General features: G+C 60.4%; 15 protein-coding genes. 5 read left to right on the top strand and 10 right to left on the bottom strand.

Annotated elements, in window-relative coordinates; all coding sequences use genetic code 11:
• The first annotated feature begins 5 nt into the window (after positions 1-5).
• The 3 genes from MHZ35_RS14895 (at position 6) to MHZ35_RS14885 (ending at position 3,656) form a co-directional block, all read left to right on the top strand.
• Complete coding sequence (locus MHZ35_RS14895; protein ID WP_239436361.1) at positions 6-842, top strand: GDP-mannose 4,6-dehydratase; 837 nt, start codon at positions 6-8, stop codon at positions 840-842.
• 172 nt (positions 843-1,014) lie between these two features.
• A complete protein-coding gene (locus MHZ35_RS14890; RefSeq protein ID WP_239436360.1) occupies positions 1,015-2,475 on the top strand; it encodes a lipopolysaccharide biosynthesis protein in 1,461 nt (486 codons plus the stop codon).
• Complete coding sequence (locus MHZ35_RS14885; RefSeq protein WP_239436359.1) at positions 2,472-3,656, top strand: glycosyltransferase family 4 protein; 1,185 nt, start codon at positions 2,472-2,474, stop codon at positions 3,654-3,656. Before MHZ35_RS14890 ends, MHZ35_RS14885 begins: the two co-directional genes overlap by 4 nt.
• A 210-nt stretch (positions 3,657-3,866) precedes the next feature.
• Here MHZ35_RS14885 and MHZ35_RS14880 read toward each other — a convergent pair whose 3' ends face one another.
• From MHZ35_RS14880 to MHZ35_RS14835, 10 genes are all read right to left on the bottom strand, one after another.
• Positions 3,867-4,706: a glycosyltransferase family 32 protein gene (locus MHZ35_RS14880; RefSeq protein ID WP_239436358.1), complete on the bottom strand. Its 840-nt coding sequence runs from the start codon at positions 4,704-4,706 to the stop codon at positions 3,867-3,869.
• Between the two features lie 326 nt (positions 4,707-5,032).
• Positions 5,033-5,923, bottom strand: coding sequence for a glycosyltransferase family 2 protein (locus tag MHZ35_RS14875; RefSeq protein ID WP_239436357.1), 891 nt, complete (start codon positions 5,921-5,923; stop codon positions 5,033-5,035).
• A 71-nt stretch (positions 5,924-5,994) separates the two neighbouring features.
• Positions 5,995-6,891: a glycosyltransferase family 32 protein gene (locus tag MHZ35_RS14870; protein ID WP_239436356.1), complete on the bottom strand. Its 897-nt coding sequence runs from the start codon at positions 6,889-6,891 to the stop codon at positions 5,995-5,997.
• Positions 6,892-6,894: 3 nt separating this feature from the next.
• On the bottom strand, positions 6,895-7,770 hold the full coding sequence (locus tag MHZ35_RS14865) for a glycosyltransferase family 32 protein (protein ID WP_239436355.1): 876 nt from the start codon (positions 7,768-7,770) through the stop codon (positions 6,895-6,897).
• A gap of 40 nt (positions 7,771-7,810) precedes the next feature.
• On the bottom strand, positions 7,811-8,923 hold the full coding sequence (locus MHZ35_RS14860) for a glycosyltransferase family 4 protein (protein ID WP_239436354.1): 1,113 nt from the start codon (positions 8,921-8,923) through the stop codon (positions 7,811-7,813).
• Positions 8,920-10,251, bottom strand: a complete 1,332-nt coding sequence (locus MHZ35_RS14855; protein ID WP_239436353.1) for a hypothetical protein — start codon at positions 10,249-10,251, stop codon at positions 8,920-8,922. Before MHZ35_RS14855 ends, MHZ35_RS14860 begins: the two co-directional genes overlap by 4 nt.
• Before the next feature lies 1 nt (position 10,252).
• Complete coding sequence (locus tag MHZ35_RS14850) at positions 10,253-11,389, bottom strand: hypothetical protein (RefSeq protein WP_239436352.1); 1,137 nt, start codon at positions 11,387-11,389, stop codon at positions 10,253-10,255.
• Positions 11,390-11,435: 46 nt separating this feature from the next.
• A complete protein-coding gene (locus MHZ35_RS14845; RefSeq protein ID WP_239436351.1) occupies positions 11,436-13,646 on the bottom strand; it encodes a GumC family protein in 2,211 nt (736 codons plus the stop codon).
• 14 nt (positions 13,647-13,660) lie between these two features.
• Positions 13,661-14,284 (bottom strand): polysaccharide biosynthesis/export family protein, encoded by a 624-nt coding sequence (locus tag MHZ35_RS14840; protein WP_239436350.1) that lies wholly within the window; start codon positions 14,282-14,284, stop codon positions 13,661-13,663.
• A 160-nt stretch (positions 14,285-14,444) separates the two neighbouring features.
• Entirely contained in the window at positions 14,445-15,680 is a 1,236-nt protein-coding gene (locus MHZ35_RS14835) for an O-antigen ligase family protein (RefSeq protein ID WP_239436349.1), read from the bottom strand.
• Between the two features lie 434 nt (positions 15,681-16,114).
• Between MHZ35_RS14835 and MHZ35_RS14830 the strand changes: the two genes are divergently transcribed.
• A complete protein-coding gene (locus MHZ35_RS14830) occupies positions 16,115-17,659 on the top strand; it encodes a glycoside hydrolase family 55 protein (protein ID WP_239436348.1) in 1,545 nt (514 codons plus the stop codon).
• A gap of 48 nt (positions 17,660-17,707) precedes the next feature.
• A complete protein-coding gene (locus tag MHZ35_RS14825; protein WP_239436347.1) occupies positions 17,708-17,884 on the top strand; it encodes a hypothetical protein in 177 nt (58 codons plus the stop codon).
• The last annotated feature ends 243 nt before the right edge of the window (positions 17,885-18,127 follow it).

Genomic DNA, 18,127 nt, shown 5'->3' with positions numbered 1-18,127 from the left:
TCGCGTTGACCGGTGCCAGCGGTTTTACCGGATGCTTCGTCGCTGAAGCGTTGACACAGGCTGGTGCGACCTGTGTCCCCCTAGAAGCCGAACTCACTGACGCGGCTGCGGTTGATCGTGCTGTGGCAGAGGCTGATTTCGACCGCGTAATCCATCTCGCCGCTAAGGCCTTCGTTGATGCTCGGGATTGGGAAGCCTTCTACAAAGTCAACCAGCTTGGCACCTTTAATCTTCTTGACGCGATCGCGCGACACCGACCAGGTGCGCGCTGCGTGCTGGCTAGCAGCGCGCAGGTATATGGTTTCGGTGCCGAGGGGCTGATCGCCGAAGATGCGCCGACTAACCCGGCTAATCATTATGCTATTAGCAAGTTGGCGATGGAATGGGGCGCACGACGCTGGAGCGACCAGTTGGAGATCGTCACGACTCGGCCGTTCAACTATACAGGGATTGGTCAAGGGACGGAGTACCTGATCCCCAAGATCGTCAGCCACTTCCAGCACCATGCAGAGGTGATCGAATTGGGCAACCTGTGGGTCAAACGCGACTTTGGCGACGTACGCGCGGTGGCCGACGCTTATGCCGGCTTGGCGACCGTCGAAATAGCTCCACCCGCCACGCTTAACATCGCGACCGGTACACTATGGTCAATAGACGAAATCCTCAACATCCTGGCCGAGCTCAGTGGTTATCGCCCCGAGATTAAAGTGAATCCTGCTTTTGTGCGGGCGAACGACGTGGCGGTGCTGGGCGGCGATGCTACGCGGCTGCAAGCGGCGCTGCCCGCCTGGCGCCCGCGCGATCTTGCCGACACGCTGACGTGGATGCATAAGGCGAGGTGATCACATCGGAAAAAGATGCAAATTTCGAAACCGATATTTCGATGGTTCGTGAGGCTTAGCCCACCGGAAGCTAACATCCCGCTCTAATGAGAAACCGGGTGGCTACTGTCACCCCGTTGCGTTGCAGCGCTTTTGCCGCCAAACGCGCGGGCGTGCACACAAGTGATCATCCATGACATCCTTCAGAGCTAAAATTCTATCCGCAGGGCTGTGGAGTGGCTTTGACGCGGGATTACGCTTCGGCGTTCAGTTCGGCGTCTCAATCGTCCTAGCGCGAATTCTGTCTCCGACCGATTTCGGCATTTATGCGCTGACTGCCGTGTTCATCGCGCTTTCCAGTGTCCTCGTTGATGGTGGGTTTTGTTCGGCGCTCGTACAGCGGGCAGAGATCAGTCGAGCCGAGGAAACCGCAGTTTTTTGGTACAACGGCATAGCAGCGTTCGTGCTTGGCGGCGCGATCGCTGCTATGGCGCCATCCGTGGCCCGAATGTTCGGTCATCCAGTGCTGGAACATCTCCTTTACGTCAGCGCCATCATTGTTCCGATCAACGCCATGGCCGCGGTACCGGGATCGCTGATGCAGCGTCACCTGCGATTTGACCTTCTCGCCAAGTCGGGGCTGACAGCCTCCGTGCTGAGCGGGCTTTTGGCCGTGGTGCTCGCAATAAACGGCGTCGGCATCTGGACCTTCGCTTGGCAGGCGTTGGCACACGCGGTAATCAACGTTGTGCTGCTGTGGCTGCTGAGTGGCTGGCGGCCGCTGCGCGGCACATCGATCGCCGCTGCGCGACCGCTGGTCCGGTTCGGATTCTTTCTGTCTTTGTCGAACCTGTTGGAGGTCGCCTATCAGCAGGGTTTCGCGCTGGTGATAGGTAAGCTCTACGGCGCGCGGGACCTAGGCTACTTCAACCGAGGGCAGAACCTCCAGATATTGCCCGCCAACGTGTTGACGCTGGTGATCACGCGCGTAACCCTTCCCGTACTGTCAACCAAATCCGACCCGGCGGAGCTGCGTAGCGGAGTGCAGCTGGCCCAGGGGGTCGCTATGATGGGCAACCTACCGCTGATGGGTGCACTCGTGGCAATGCCCGACCTAATCATCGACGTACTTTACGGCCCCAAGTGGCTGCCTGCCGCACCCATTCTCCGTATTCTCGCGATCGGCGGTCTTCTGATCCCCATGAACGCGGTCAACGTCCAAATGACGCTCGCCAGAGGGCGGTCCGAACTTTATCTGAAAACTGAGATGATCAAGAAGGCGATCGGGATCCTGATCGTCTGTCTAGCTAGCATCTATGGCGGCGTGATTGGTCTAGCTGTCAGTCAGGCCGCCTTTCTGTGCCTGTCCTTTGCAGTAAATGCGACTGTATCTGGCCGCTTCACCGGCTATTCGCCCTTTGAGCAGCTATGGGATCTGCGCGGCCCGGCCCTGCTAACCTTGGCCATGGTGGCGCTGATTGGGACAGTGAAACCGTTTCTTGAATTCGGAAGTCTGATCAACATCGCCATCCTGTCGGTTCTTGGGGGAGCGTTCTTCGTCAGTACCGCGCTGCTGCTGCGTGTTGGAGCTACCAATCAATTCCTCGCGCTGTTACCGAGCCGGCGCGTAGCCACAAGGAAAAGCGCTCCATGAAAGTTGCTATCGTCCACGACTGGCTGACGTTGAAGGGAGGGGCCGAGACGTGCCTGCACCAATTCCTTGATCTCTATCCACAAGCCGACCTATTTTGCATCGTGGACTTCTTGCCAGAGGCGGAACGCGGGTTCCTCAAGGGGCATCGCATCAGGACGAGCTTCGTCCAGGGGTTGCCGGGCGCGCGCAAGCATTACCGGTCCTACCTGCCGCTGATGCCGCTGGCAGTGGAGCAGTTTGACGTAACCGGCTACGATCTTGTGATCAGCTCGACTGCATCGGTCGCCAAGGGCGTGGTGACCGGTCCCGACCAGCTCCACGTTGCTTATACTTATAGTCCGGTCCGCTATGCTTGGGATCTCCAGCACCAGTACCTGGCCGAAGCAGGATTAACCAGCGGGCTGAAGGGGTGGATCGCGCGATTGATCCTTCACTACATGCGCCAGTGGGACAGCCGCACGGCGAACGGCGTTGACCATTTTGTTGCCATTTCTGGATTCATCGCGCGGCGCGTTCGTAAAGCCTATGGACGAGCCTCCACAGTGATCTATCCCCCGGTCGATCTCGACCGCTTTACCCTGCGCGAAACCAAGGAGGACTTCTACGTCACCATGTCGCGTATGGTGCCCTACAAGCGTATTCCTCTGATCGTGGAGGCGTTCCGTCTCCTTCCTGACAAGCAGCTGGTGGTCATCGGCGATGGGCCAGAAATGTCCGCGGTGCGGGCGGTCGCTGGACCCAACGTCCAGATACTAGGCAAGCAGCCGGACGCGGTGGTGACCGACTATCTGCAGCGCGCGCGTGCGTTCCTGTTCGCGGCAGAGGAAGACTTTGGCATCGCGCCGTTGGAAGCGCAGGCGTGCGGCACGCCCGTGATCGCGTATGGCAAGGGCGGTGCGCTAGAGACGATCCGTGGCCGGCCAGGATCGGAGCGAACGGGCGTGTTCTTTTCCGAACAAACACCTGAAGCGATTGCAGCCGCGGTGGCGGACCTGGAAGCGCAGGAAGACGCGATTACTCCGGCCGCATGCCGCGCAAACGTCCAGCGCTTCGCAGTTGAGCGTTTTAGGCGCGAGTTTGCGGAATTTGTCACCGAGGCTATGCAAGCACGAAGCGAGGCTCTCGCCTCTCCGATTGCCCCACCCACCTTGTTCCACCTGCCATCTCCCACCCGCACCTAGCGACATTTTGATCGACCAGCATTGCGAGCTGGCCTTTTCGTGGTCACGCCATTTTATTTATAAACTCACTTTAATGTCGCGCGCCTTGATCCTGCATTGATAGGTCGCACGCGGACGGCATCTGAGAAGCCACTCATAACTATACCGTAATAAACTGTCTGAGAAGGAGGCTGCCGAACAAGTGTGTTACGCGGCAGCGTCTATCCGGATTTACAGCCAGCCAGTGACGCGTTGCCTACGCAGCCACCACACCGCTGCCCAATCACGTAATTTCTGCCTAACGGCGAGCATGACCCCCTGGAGCCCCGTTGGAGCCGCACCTACCAGCGGATCGCACCGATGCGCATAGTGACCCGCTGCGAGTGCGCGATGCGAGAGCCCTGCGCCCGTAGAATAGATCAACCCCGCCTCTCGCTCGTTCGCCAGCAGGCGGTGCGGATGTTTGTGCTTCACTGACCAGATCGCGCGCGTGTAGGCGATAGGCCCAGTCAGGTGGAACACTCCGGTCCCGCCCACCCCGTCGCGCCAAGGATCATAGCGGTCAATACGATGGCAGACCTCGTCGATTACCGCTTGTAGAAAGGGGTGCTCCGGCGCCGAGGCGACGAACCATTGCTGCAGCGCTCCGCCCGGCACGTCGGCCAGCTCGCGATGGAGCCCCCAGGTGAAATGCTCCTCGCCACGACGGTTGCGCCATTGCGACAAGAGATAGCTGTCGTCGGGCCGTACAACCTCGTCCAATGGGCGGTCGGTAGTACTTTTGAGATCAAGATATAGCCCGCCTAGCCGGAAAACGAGAAGGTAACGCGCTAGATCGGCGCGAGCCACACCGTATTCGGGGCGTATGCGACGGTAGCGCGTCAGCATGTCTGGCCCGTATTCGGCCGCAATAAAGCGTTCTATCGCCTCACCGTCGTACAGCCGGAAATCCCAGCTAGGATTGGCGGCGATCAGCGCCTCGCGCACTGCTGCGAGGCTCGGCGGTACGGCCTGACCAATGGCGAGTTGGTGAACGATGCGCGGAATCACTCGGGGCGAATGATCAGTCACGGTCTATTTGTACCCTTGAAGTCTAAGCTTTCTCAGGCGCGGTAATCCTGGTCAACTAGCAACCGGGTGTCGCACCTTCAGGTACGCACGCCGTTCCGCTTTAACGAACCCGGTAGCAGCGCTTGGACGGGTTTGCATCGGCGGCGGCAGCAGTACCGATCAGAACACACCCCTCGAAGAAGTCGCCACGGAGAAACTTAGTTCTGCTGCAGCGAAACCGAATTGGTATATTGCAAGCTGCTGTGAGGCCATACTCATTCCGGACAAACCTTGTTCCGGCGGCATAGCCGAGCAAACGGCAAGACCAAGGGGCCTTGGCACTGCGATCAGCCGATCAGCCGGTCCGTCACCCCTTCTAGTCGGCCCAACGCCACCTGTAGGTAATAGGCGGCCTTGGCTCGCCGGCCGGATAGGAGCGACACCACTGCACCCGCACCAGGCCGTGCGATCCAATTCGCCTTGGCGGCCGAGCTGTAGTCGAAGCGGCGCAGCACGTGGCCCATACCGCGGCCATAAGCACGCGCCTTGCGCCGAGCGCGCAGGTCAGGGGCGGTTGTCACAATTTCCTCGTGATGGCCGGCCAGCGCTGGATCGAACCAGCAGCTAAAACCCGCTGTATCGGCGCGCAACACGATGTCCACGCCTTCGCACGCCTGCCATGGGCTTGCCGCACCGACCCCTACATCCTCACTGTAGCCGCCTACCGTCTCCAGCACTGTGCGGCGGAACAGCATCACCCATTCGATCCCGGTGGTCCAAATATTATGGCGGGTGGACCGGCACGCGGCGAGCTCATAGCGGCCATTGATGCTCCTCCCTTCCGGCGTGGCAGCGCGGCCAGCCAGCACGTCGGCGCCGTGCTGCTCCATTGTCGCCAGCGCATCGGCGACGAAGTGCGGCGGATACCAGCAATCATCGTCAGGGAAGAGCAGAACGGTGCCCGTTGTTATTGGCCAGCCGCGGTTGCGCGCAACGCTGAGGCCCCGTTCTCCTGGAGTGCGTAGACGACGCAGCGACAGCCGTTCGGACCAGCGCGCCGTCAGCGTACCAAGACGATCATCATCGTTCTGGTCCACCACCACCACATCAAAATCGCGTCGCGTCTGCGCTTCCAGTGACTGGAAAAGTCGGTCTAGCTCAGTCGTCCGGCCCAGTGTCGCTATCACCATGGACAGGACGGGCGCAGTAGGCGATTTCGATGTAATGGGATCGGACATAAACGAAGATTCCAGCCTGGCGCAGGGTTCGCCCTCTAAGTTGTTTCCCCAACCGCAACAACCCTAGCAAATCAGCTGGCGCTGAAGCGCTTTAGCGCCCGTCTGAGGAGGCTGCGTGCGACCAGGAAAGCGAGCAGCGGCGCGTTGGTGATCGCGCCGCGATCCCGGCCGACGATGGGCGTACGACGACGCGAGTAATGACCTCGGAAATGGCGCTTGTGCGCGTCGTCACTGCCCAATGTCGAATAATGCAGCCCGATCGCGCGCTCGGTCGCAATCCGTCGATGCGAATGATGGGAAAGAAGCGGCGCGATCGCGAGGGTATAGGGGATAGGTCCGGTAACGCGGATGACGTTGAGGCCGACGCCGACCCGATACGGATTGTAGCTGTCGATTAGGTGCAGCACCCGCTCAATCACTGCCCGCAGAAAAGGATGGCCGGGTGCGGCGATGACGTGCCATTGCTGGAACTCGCCACCTGGTACATCGCGTAATTCCGGGTGCAGCGCCGCGTTGAAGTGGGTTCCGTCCGGCGCATTATCCCATTGCGCCACGATGAACGTGTCATTTGGACCCAGCACCGCGTCGAACGGCTGATCGGCGCCGCTCTTCACATCGAGATAGACACCGCCCAGCCGGTAGATGAGGAGATAGCGGAACAGGTCCGCCCGCGCTGCGCCGTATCCGGGCGCGATGGCAAGGTAGCGCTGAAGAACTGCCGGGCCATATTCGTCCGCGATAAAGCGTTCAGCTGCGGCTGCATTGTAGAGGCAATGATCCCAGCCCGGGTTGAGCGCGCGTATCGCGTCCACGTTAGTGCGCAAGGGCGCGGGCGGTTCGCCGCTTAGGTAAATCTGGTGAAGCCGCCGCGGGATAGCCCTGTCCGTCCCGTCTCTGCGCATCTCCAAGGCTGCACGCTGGGCCGCTTTGTCCAGCGCCTTGACGATTTCGTTGTCTGCTACCCGCATGCCTCAGCCCCGCCCGAATCGCTTCAGCGCCCGCCTGAGGAGGCTGCGCGCAGCCAGAAAGGCAAGTAGCGGCGCGTTGGCGATCGGGCCGCGATCCCGGCCGACAATGGGCGTACGACGACGTGAGTAATGACCGCGGAAATGGCCCTCATGGGCCTGACCGCCCAGCACCGAATAGCGCAGCCCAATCGCACTCTCGTCACGTATGCGCCGGTGCGGATGGTGAGGAAGGAGCGGCGCGATCGCGAGGGTATAGGGAATCGGCCCAGTGACGCGCAGGACGTGGCGCCCGACGCCGACCCGGTACGGATTGTAGCTGTCGATCAGATGCAGCACCTGCTCGATCACCGCGCGCAGAAACGGATGGCCAGGCGCGGCGATGACATGCCATTGCTGGAACTCGCCGCCTGGGACCTCGCGCAGCTCGGGATGGAACAGCGTATCCGCTTTGTCGACGCTGTCGCGCCATTGCGCGACGACAAACGCATCATCGGGACCTAGCACCGTGTCGAACGGCTGATTGGCGCCGCTCTTCACGTCGAGATAGATCCCGCCCATCCGGTAGATCAGAAGATAGCGAAACAGGTCCGCCCGCGCCGCGCCGTACCCAGGCGCGATGGCCAAATAACGCCGAAGGATCGCCGGACCATATTCGTCTGTGATAAAGCGTTCGATGTCGGCATCGTCGTAGAGGCGGTGTTCCCAGCCCGGATTAAGCGCGCACAATGCGTCCACATTGGCGCGCAGGGGCGGGGGCAGATCCTTGCTGAAATACGTCTGGTGGATGATGCGCGGTATCGAGCGCGTACCGCGTACGCCGTCAAGCCGGCGCTCGACACCCGCGTCAAGCGCCCTCGCGATCTCCGATGTGTCGGCCATTATGTTCACCTAACTCGGGATATGATGAAAGTCGACGCGGCTACTTGCGCGGCGGATGCGGCCGTCCGTTCGCCGGAGCACTCAGCGCATTCAGCAGCTGCTGCGCCGCTCCCTGCCAGGTGAACAGCGCCGCGCGCTCCCTGGCGCGACGCGCCAGATCGGCCCGAAGCGGCCCATCGGTGGCGATCCGGCGCAGTGTTTCGGACCAGGCCTGAACGTCCCGCGGGTCAGCATAGAGCGCGGCATCGCCGCACACCTCCGGTACCGCGCCGCCAGTTGTGGCCATGACCGGACAGCCCATCCGCATCGCCTCCAGTGGCGTCAGGCCAAAACCTTCGGATAGCGAGGGGCAGGCAAAGGCATAGGCTGCAGCATAGAGCGCCTTCAATTCCGCGTCGGTCACCCGTCCTAGGAAGCGAATGTTCGGTGCCTCTCGCAGGCCGGCGCCTTTAAACACCTTGGGATTGCCGCCGCCCGCCACGACCAGGCTCAGGTTTGGCAGATCGGCGGCTACGAACGCCTCGATCAGCATGGCTAAATTTTTGTGCCGCGCCAGAGAGCCGATAACCAAGAAAAACGATTGTTGTTCCAGCCCATGCTGCGCCAGGATCCCGAATTCAGGCACGGTCGCGTCGAGGTGATCGACACCTAACCGCAGCACGATCGCCTTGCCACGAGGTACTAAGCGGAACCGCTCCAGTTGCATCTTGGAAGAGTTAGAGATGGTTAACAGTACGGCAGCGCGTCGGCTCGCGAGCGTTATCATCACGCGGTACCACCAGCGGAAAGCCCGCGAATAGGACTCCGGGTGCAACACCACCTGTGCATCGTGGATCAACAGCACCTGGCGCCGACGTGTGATCGGACCGGTATTGCATAGGTTGAGAATCCAGTCTTCTGGCATCGCCCGGGCCAACTCTGCCTGCTCCCAAGCATGACCGCCAAGCCGGCCGACGACCGATACACGTGTCGCAGGTTGGCCCAAGGCAGCGACACCGTCGGCAACAGGTGTGCCAGTCGGCACCGCTATCTCCAGATCAGGTTGGCCGCTTGTTGCCAGTAATGCACGCAGGCTGCGGCTGAGTTCTAACGCGACCCGCTCCACCCCTGTCGCCGGCCGGTTGAAGAACCGCGCATTGAGGATTAATTTCATTGCCCAGGAGCCAGCAAGACAAGTCGTTGTTGACGCACGCGTGCATAGCCGAGCGCAACCATGAACCATGGCGGAAGATAGGAATATTCAGACACGGTGAGCAGTTCCATGGCGAAGATCGAGAGCAACGTCGCCACGATGGCTCCGCTATCCGGACCTCTCTTCAACCGGAAGCACGGCGCCAATATGACACTGAAATAGGTAAAGGTTCCGATCACCCCGACATTGGCCAGCAGATTGGAGAGCATGTCGGTGGATCGGATCGACCCAAAGCCAAGGCCGAAGAGAAAGCGGATAATGTTGCCATCGGTCACGACCTTCACATGGTTCATGAACGCGCTAATGCGCTCATCACCAGAGCGCGTGTCCAGCTTCTCGAACAACAACGTGTCCAACGCGTGTTGGAATGGCGCCAGTGTCTCGTACAGCAGGAACCCAACGATCAATGCTCCAGCGATATAGAGGATGAACTCCTGCCGTTGCCGGACCTCGGCATAGCCGATACCAACTGCCAAACCCAGAACGGCGGTTGTCGATGTCGATAACACTAGGGAAAGTGTTAGAAAGCCAAACAACGCCCACCACCGCCGTGCGTAAGCATAGACAGCGAATGGCGTAACGGTGAGCGCATACATAGACGGCTCGCCCGTAAGGCTTTTTAGCCGCATAAATCCTGAGCCGAACAGGGTGGATCCTTGTACCATACTGCCGGTTGCAAACTTATGGTCACCGGCTCCTGCAGCCGCAGTGTCAAGGTCTCCAAAGTTCCTATTAGACAATATGTCGCCATTACTATGAAATATTGCATAGTATACAAATTCATAGAAACCGTAGCATGCGAGAAACAACACGCCAAAAAAAGCAAATTTTAGAAATGGCTCTTTGTAGTAGACGTAGCATAGGTAGCAAAACGCTGCTGCGGCGAAAAGATATATCCCTTGCGTTAAATGGGTCTGTTTAAGATATCCTGAGATGTATACTTCTCGAATAACCTGAAGTCGACTCATGTCCGGTATGTCAATTAAGTAACCAGACAGGCTTAACGCGAGATAAATCGCGTACAACATTACGAAACTGATATAAAAAGCTAACAACCGCATGTAACGCGGATCATTGCCTACCAAGATGGCCGGCGCGAGAAGGACCAGGAGGAAGGCCGCAGTGCTGCCCTGTATCGGCGTCAGCAGTACGCTCTGGACCGGCGCGACCAGCAACAGCACGCGGAAAAACAGACCGTTGACGAAGCCGTCGGACACCCAGTCATAGACGGAAACGCGCTTTGCCGGCGCGCCCAGACGGTGCGGTGCGGTGCCTAATTGCGTTGCCATCTTAGTTCGCTTCGGACCCGGCGTTCAGCGGACGCATCGCGATGCGGCTGATTGTCACCTGGTGTGCCGCCGCAGAGGGTTGAACGTCGCCAACAATCTGCAGCATCGGAAAGGCACAAGGCACTGCTGTCACCGTGCGCAACCGCGTAGGGTCACTCCCAGCGGCCACGAAGGGCGTTGCGGTCTTACTGCAGGCTAATTTGAAGGATAAGGTGGAAAGATCCGCCTTACTCTCAACAGGGATGTCTAGGTCGAGCGCGTAGTGACCGGGCGCCGCTGACGTCCGCTGCTGCGCAAACACCGGTACCCCGCGTCCGCTCCAATGTATCGTGAGCACCGCATGCGCACCATCCCGGATTGCATCTGCGCCGAAACCTTCGCCCGTCATCATCTGCCACTGAAAGGGCACCGGATCGTAGCCCGTGCCATAGCTGCGGCTCACGCGGTCGAACTCGCCGTCGTCCAGCGGCCGGGTAACGCCCGGCTGCACCCGCTGCCACAGGGTGAAAGCTTGCTGGACTAGACCAGCATGATCAAGCGCATTGATACTGGGCACCACCTCGCTCTTATCGAGCGGGCCATATCGAGCTAGCCCTTCCATTAGCAGGACGCGAGCGGACAATTGTTCCTGGGTTTTGAGGTGGCCTATTGTCGTCCCGAGATAAAGGCTTCGCCAACTTGGCCGACCTGCCAATCGTTTGACCAAGCTCGGTCGCAGGGTAGGCTCGACTTCAAGCAACAGCACCACTTGCGTGATCTGGTCCGCCAACTGTTGGCGACGGAGCAGTGCATCGCTAATATCGAGAATGCTGGACAAATCGTTGCGCAGCGCGGCCGCGTAGATCCGGTTCTGTAACGTCCCGGTATCGCGCCATCCTAGTCGTGATAAGACCACAAGCCAGATGGGCGCCCGCTCTCTCCCATGCCGTTTCGCATCACGTGCCATGGCGACGTTCAGTACACGCTGCTCCAGAGGCGCCGCAGCGATGGCAGTACGCATCGTTCTGTCACTCAGCCGGTCGAGCTGTGCAGCAGGCTCCCCTTTCAGATCCGCCAGCAAGGCGCCGGATCGTGCGCCTCGCACCGTGGCTAGCGCCGTTTCGGCAACCGTAGCATAGGCCACTACCGTCAGCAGCACCGCTCCCGTGACGCCAGCGGCAATCGCACGCCGCCAGACGAGTGGTTTACTTACTGCGTTCGGCATAATCGTAGCTGTAGCCATATTCGGTGCCGTAACCATAGCCGAACCGGCCCGGATCGAACTTCACCAGCACGGCTCCGGCGATCGTACCGCCACCCTGTGCCAGACGGGATAGGGACGCCTGTATCTGCCGTACCGGATTGCGGCCGGACTCGATGACATAGACCGTTGCCTCGACCTCGCTCGACAGGATCACCGCGTCCGCCAGGCCCAGAACCGGTGCGGAGTCCACCAGCACCACGTCATAGGCCTCGCGCAGATCGCGCAGCAACGCCACCATCTGCGGGCTGTTGATAAGTTCGGTTGGGTTGGGCGGGATATCGCCGGCGACGATGAAGTCGATCTTACTGTCCGCACTGTTGCGGATCGCCTGCTCCCTAGCGATTTGCCCTGAAAGCAGATTGCTCAAACCCTGGCGGTTAGCCAGCCCGAACAGGCGATGGACGTTGGGTCGTCGCAGATCGGCATCGATCACCACCACGCGCCGGCCAAGCCGCGACAAGCTTAGTGCCAGCGCTCGGCAGGCGGTGGACTTGCCTTCGCCCTGCTGGGTGCTGGTGAACATCACCGTTGCCGGCACTCCGTTGGGCGACAGCAACGAGAGGCTGGTTCGCACCGAGTTGTAGGCATCGCTCTGGAACGACTTGGGATCGTCTAGATCCTCGTCCGGCGTATCGGACGAGGGCACCACACCCAAGATCGCCAAACCGGTGGTAGAACGCACCTCGTCTGGCGTACGGATCGCGCTGAACAACTGCTCACGTAGGAAAACAAACAGGGCAGAAAGCAACATGCCTAAGATCAGCGCCAGCGCTAGATTAAGCGACAGCTTGGGCCAAGAGGAACGATCCGGCACGCTGGCGCTGTCGACCACCGACAGATTGTTGGTCTGAATCCCGGATTCAGCGTTCAACGAGTTGAACCGCCGCAGCAGCGCTTCGTACTGCTGCCGGTTGGTGTCCGCCTCGCGCCGCAGGATCGACAACTCGATGCCCTGATTCTGTTCGGACAGCGTGCTGTTCTTCAACTTGTCGATTTCGCTCGCCAGCTGTTGCTCGCGCGCTTGAGCGACCTGATAGGCGTTACGGATGCCGTTGCGGATATTGCCGGCTAGGGCGCCCACCTGTCGGTCGAGTTCGCGCAGCTGTGCCTTGGCCGCTATAACGGCGGGATAATCCTCCTGCCGCGTGGCCAGTTGCTGCTGATATTGGCTTTGGACGTCGGCCCGGCGCTCTAAAAGGAGCTGTACCGCATTGTTGGTCAGCACGTCTGGCGTGCTCAACGCCGGCAGTTTGGCGACTTGGTCCCATTTCTGCTGAGCCTGAATGCGGTCGGCAATGGCGGTGGAATAGGCTTGGTTCAGCTGCACCAACTGCGCGGTAATGAGCGACTGCGGCCGCGCAGAATTATCTGATGAGCCGCCACTCCCGGCTGCGTTTCCGGCATCCACGATGCGCGTGCGTCGGCCGTAATCGACAACCGCCTGCTCCGACTTGGCAAGCCGCGCCTGCGCCTCAGTAAGCTGGCCGCGTAGGAAGTCGAGCGCATAGTCTGAAGCGCCGGCCTTTCGCGACAGATTACTGCGGATGTAGGCGTCGGCAAACGCGTTGGCGATCCGCGCGGACAGCCGCGGATCGGGGCTGGTGAAGGAGATGGTCGCGATGCGTGTGGTGCCCGTATAGCGCACCGACATACCGCCCCGTAGCAGCTTTAGCACGCGATCGCGCTGTGCCTCGCGCGGCGTCATTCCGGTTGGAGCTGATACGCCCTCGTCCTCAATCCCCATTGCCTGGAGAAAGGCATTTCCGTTGAACAGCCCTTCGCGTTCAGCAACCGCTTCGGCAACACCGCGACTGCGGACGATATCGAGCTGCGTCTGCAGGAAACGTTCGGCATCGGTGTTCGCAGACTGTTCTTGGTCAGCCTCGGTTCCCAACACCTTGGCCGCTTCTTGACGTACCTCGACCGACGCGGTCGCTTGGTAGAGACGCGTGGTCAACAAGGCTGCGACGATCGCCAGCGCAATGCAAGCGGCGAAGATGCCGATGATCCAAAAACGCGAACGATAGGCCGCAGCCCAAATCTCGCGCAGAGCATGGGCCGAGCCAGCCGACGCCTTGGACCCTTCCGGCATAAGCGCTGGAAGGTTGGTGGAAGCCGGCAAAGTCGCTTCGCCGTTAAACGGAAACTGCATGTTGTCCGGACGCCTTACTGATTAAGCGCGATGAAAAGACCTGCGGCACCCGGAAGGGCTGCCAGCGTCAGCCTGAAAAGGGAGGTGAACTGCGAATAGCCAACCACGATCACGTCCGTCTGTTGGATTTGCGGATCAGGCGCCCGCCCCGCCCGGATCTCGTTCAAATCAAACCGGGCGATGTATCGCTTGCCGTCTATTTCACGAATGACGACGATCTCGTCGCTCTTCGCGCTTTCCGTCAGCCCTTCGCTCAGCGAAACTGCCTGTAGCAACGACAAACGCGCGCCGGGTATCTGGTACACACCCGGTTTACGTACTTCGCCGTCCAGCGTCACTGTGAAATTGGCGGCCCGATCAAGCGAGACCGAGACGCTGGCGTTGCGCAGATAGCGGGCATTCAATTGCGCGGTCAGCAGCCGAGCAATTTCGGCCGTGGACAGCCCAGCAACCGACAACTCGCCAAGCAGTGGGTAGGAGATCTTGCCGCTGAGCGACACCGGTAGGCTGTCGAACGACAGTTCGGGTTCACGAAACACCTTAATCGACAACGTATCCAACGGTCCAAGAAGGTAATCCTCGGCTGCGACCGGTGTGATGATCCCGCCGCGCTCGGCAGGCGGCAACTCGCCGCCCACGGGTATACCGGAACGACCGGCACAACCCGAGATTATGCTGGCGATCGCTAGGACTGGTGCGAATTTTAAACGCAACGCGAAACCCTTGTAAGTGAAATGTCGGAAACCGGTACCAGCCGCTGTCGGGGCGGCTCCTAGTAGCAGTAGGGCTTGTTATCCATCAAGCTGCTTCGCCACCCCAGCCATCAGAGGTGGGGTGGTTCTGCGTGTTTCTATAGACTGCAGCCAGCGCCAGCGCGAAGAAGGCCCATGCGGCCGGTCGGCGCAGCGGATAATCAACAGCACTGTGCAGCCCAAACAACAGAATTGCCGTCAGTCCGAACAGGAGCTGGTGCCGCGCCGAACTTCGCCGCAGCAAATGACGGAAGCGGCCGAGGGCGAGGACCAGCGACACGGCCAGCAACGTCAACAGGATCATTGCCGGAATGCCGCCCTCGATCAGCAACTGGAGGTAATCGTTGTGCACGGCATTCACCTCCGTGGGCTTCACCCAGGAAAGCTGTTCCGTCGTGATGAAAAGGGTCCTGAATGATCCAAATCCGCTGCCCAGCCAGCCATAGCGTTCGGCCAACGGCCACGACCAGCCGAGAAAGCGCCAACGCAGATCGTCGCTGACGTTATCGACCCGGCCAGCCACGATTTCAAAGGCTGACGAGGACACAACTGCCACAACAAGGGCCGCGACTACCACAACCGCTAGTACGCGCCATCGTAGGGGCACTCCGCGTGCCAGGTCCAGGAGTACCATCACCGCGGCTAACGCCCCAAATCCCAGACCGGCGCGACTGTTGGTAACGACGATCGCGACCAATGCAAACGCCGTGTAGCCCCCAACGAACATCCGCCGCCGCCCTTGCCAAGGCGACTGGCGGCTGACGACCAGGCCAAACAGCAGGACCGAACAGGCTAGCACCAGCGCCATATGGTTTTTGTTGGCAAAGAAGCCGAGCAACGTGGCTCCCATTTGGGCCTGCAGCACCATCCACTGCCCATCACTGAAGACCTGCAGAAGGCCGATTGAGATGCCGAGCAACACCAGACCTAGGGCAACCAGCAACAGGCGCCGGAAGTCATCTTCGGATAGCCGCAAGAGCCAGCCAGTGAATGTCACGAAGCCGATCGCGGTCACCGCGCACAGGGCGGTTGCCGCAGGCTCCAACGTCAGAGGCTGCCAACTGTCCGCCAAGCCGGCCAGCCCCAACGTCATGCGGCGCAGATCCTGCCCGGGAAGCGCTTGCCACAGCGCTGGCGGCAGCGGCACGAGCTGCAGCAGCGGCAGCGCAGCGATGCCGATTAGGACGATTCGGCCGGCCAATGGCGCCCGGGCAAGGGCGGCAAAGCCGTCGCGCCATCCGAACGCAACCGCCAGCACGATCGTCGCCAGGATCAGCACCATGTTTCCCGGCGTCCATGCGACCAGTCCGCCGCCAAACATCCCGGCAACGACCAAATAAGCGGCGACCAGAAGGAATTCACCCTTGCTAGTGAACCAAGAACTGGTCTGGGAATTCCGGCGCGGCCTGCGGCCCGCGTTTTTTCCTCGTTGGGTTTCCAAACGGCTCGCTTGCATGATTACTCGATAGTAGATGGCGGGCCGGAACGCTCCACCTGCTCGCGTGGCATAGTCGCACTTTGCTTCAAGGCCAATGCTTGCGGGTGGGGTCACTCGAAACGCGCCTCCAGTCACAGACTTATCCGGCCGCGCTGCAAGGAGTTGTCGTCATTTCCGATCCCTGTTCCGCCTCACGCCGATCCGTCTTGGGCGTGTTAGCCAGCGTCCCCCTTGCCGGCAGTTCCGAAGCGGCGCCCCGTGCAGCGACCGTTCCGGCCTTGATCGCCCCAAGCAGGATCACGGTCACCCCCGAACAGTTCGGCGCTGTTGGCGACGGCGTGGCGGACGATGCGCCCGCACTGCAGCGGGCCCTGGATGCCCTCGCTGCCCGGCCGGAAGGCGGCATTGTGTTGTTGCAGGCAAAAACGGCCTATCGCTGCGGGTCGGGACTTGTGCTGGATGCATCGCATGTTTCGATGACCGGCACAGCCTTGCTCGATTTCAGTGGCTGGGAAGGCCGCTATCTGCGCGTGTCAGCCAGTTCAACAGGCGTGCGCGAACCAGACAACAACTACGGCCACAAAGGGATGGTCTCCGGTGCGATCCGCATCAAGGGTGCAGGATCCGAGACGCACAGCATCGGCGTGGACTTTGACTCTCCTAACGCAGCCATTTCCGCGCAAATGCTAATCGAGAATCTATCGGTTTTCGGCTGTGGCACGGGTCTGCGCTTCGGCAGCCATGCCTACAACAACGTCTTGCTGCATTGCGAAGTGTTCAATTGCGGCATTTGCGTCGATTATCCGGCAGCCGATGATAATGGCGAGCGCAACGTGCTGATCGGCTGCACACTCTATAATTCCACAACGGCGGTGCGTATTGCGGCCGGCAATGCCTCGCTCCACCTGCTGAGCTGCTCGCTCGACTACACGAGGGTCCTGTATGACGTGGCTGCTGGATCGGTTTTGGCGACGTCTTGCCATCATGAAAGCAACACATGGTCGAATTCGCCGATCCGTTGTGCTGGCGACGGCGGATTCGTGCGCCTGGATGGCGGTTGGATCGTTAACCAAGCCAGGGCATGGACCGGACCCAGCATAGCGGCCGTGAGCAAAGGTGCAGCGGTGCACTTCACGGACATGCTGGTGCACAATTTCACACCTGCCGACCCTTCGTCCTCTCGGCCGACCTGCTGGGCTGAGGGTGCAGGCGTGTTCCGTGCCCACGGCACTCAATCCTATGACTTCGGCGCCCTCCCGATGCGGCTGCGAGACGGGCGAACACGCCTGTCCGATCCCGATTTTACCGCAGCGGCGTGGCAGGACACGGTATGGCGCACAGCCGATACACTTCAACCAATCACCGACCGCTACGCGCAAGCAGGCGCCAATTTGCAACTCTCCAAGGGTGGAGTGGAAAATGAGCGAGGGCTGATCGCGACCAAAGCCTTCGGCACGAATTCCGCAGCCGCCTTCATCCTGATCGCGCTTCCCGTACAGGACAGCGACACGGTGCTGGCCGGGTTTCGTGTCCGGCGTGACCCGGTGCGGCCCGGCCGCAACGGCACGCTGTTGGTCTCCCCTGCCTGGGTCCGAATTGATGGCCAGGACGCTCATCGGCTGCCTGTAACGGTGCGCTTAGAAATGGTTGGAACACAGACGGTGGAAGTCCCGACGGATCGCTTCGTGCTCGTGTCTCCCGCCTCATCCCGCACCCAGCGCACTGCACCGCCTTGGGCGACGCATTTCTGCATGGTTGTCGATCTGGTAGAAGCGCATCAGGCGAGCTTCATCTTCAACGGCTTGTGGGCGGACGTGATCTGATGGCGAGCTAAGTCTCGGCATGTCGCGGTCGATAACGGCTATGCGGCGATGTTCCACAAACCCGCCGATTTGGAAGCAGAAAGGTACCTGCTGATCGCCGATGCGCCCGCGATTGGAGCGCCCTGGTTGATGCTTGCGACATCGTCGCGGTCGAATTTTGTCGAAGGCCAACATCAAGGCAAAGGGCAAGGCGCGCTGTACTATCAGTGCCACTATGAAGGATGAAGGCGGAATTGATCCTCCGACAGTCTCAAGGCCGAGCAAGGTCCTTCCGAGCCAAGGCTAATTGCTAGGGTCAGGACCCATTGATGTGAACGTCGCGACCTGATTCAGGCTCCCCCAGGAGATGTCAATCGGCGTCCAAAAAGGACCCCCTATCGGCGTGCAAAAGGGACCCCCTTCGTCGAGCAGCGTGACAGGTATGACGGGCGGACCGTTCGCGCTGGTTGCGGCGTAGGGCGGGCGTAG

The sequence above is a fragment of the Sphingomonas sp. ACRSK genome (assembly GCF_022346685.1).
Classification (GTDB): Bacteria; Pseudomonadota; Alphaproteobacteria; order Sphingomonadales; family Sphingomonadaceae; genus Sphingomonas; species Sphingomonas molluscorum.
This window is presented reverse-complemented; position numbering and strand designations above follow the sequence as displayed.

What these genes read in the sequence shown, in the direction of transcription:
- MHZ35_RS14825 (WP_239436347.1), top strand. Translation starts at nt 17,708, where the DNA reads ATGTTCCACAAACCCGCCGATTTGGAAGCAGAAAGGTACCTGCTGATC.
- MHZ35_RS14870 (WP_239436356.1), bottom strand. Translation starts at nt 6,891, where the DNA reads ATGCGGGTAGCAGACAACGAAATCGTCAAGGCGCTGGACAAAGCGGCC.
- MHZ35_RS14860 (WP_239436354.1), bottom strand. Translation starts at nt 8,923, where the DNA reads ATGAAATTAATCCTCAATGCGCGGTTCTTCAACCGGCCGGCGACAGGG.
- MHZ35_RS14885 (WP_239436359.1), top strand. Translation starts at nt 2,472, where the DNA reads ATGAAAGTTGCTATCGTCCACGACTGGCTGACGTTGAAGGGAGGGGCC.
- MHZ35_RS14845 (WP_239436351.1), bottom strand. Translation starts at nt 13,646, where the DNA reads ATGCAGTTTCCGTTTAACGGCGAAGCGACTTTGCCGGCTTCCACCAAC.
- MHZ35_RS14890 (WP_239436360.1), top strand. Translation starts at nt 1,015, where the DNA reads ATGACATCCTTCAGAGCTAAAATTCTATCCGCAGGGCTGTGGAGTGGC.
- MHZ35_RS14865 (WP_239436355.1), bottom strand. Translation starts at nt 7,770, where the DNA reads ATGGCCGACACATCGGAGATCGCGAGGGCGCTTGACGCGGGTGTCGAG.
- MHZ35_RS14875 (WP_239436357.1), bottom strand. Translation starts at nt 5,923, where the DNA reads ATGTCCGATCCCATTACATCGAAATCGCCTACTGCGCCCGTCCTGTCC.
- MHZ35_RS14855 (WP_239436353.1), bottom strand. Translation starts at nt 10,251, where the DNA reads ATGGCAACGCAATTAGGCACCGCACCGCACCGTCTGGGCGCGCCGGCA.
- MHZ35_RS14835 (WP_239436349.1), bottom strand. Translation starts at nt 15,680, where the DNA reads ATGGTGCTGATCCTGGCGACGATCGTGCTGGCGGTTGCGTTCGGATGG.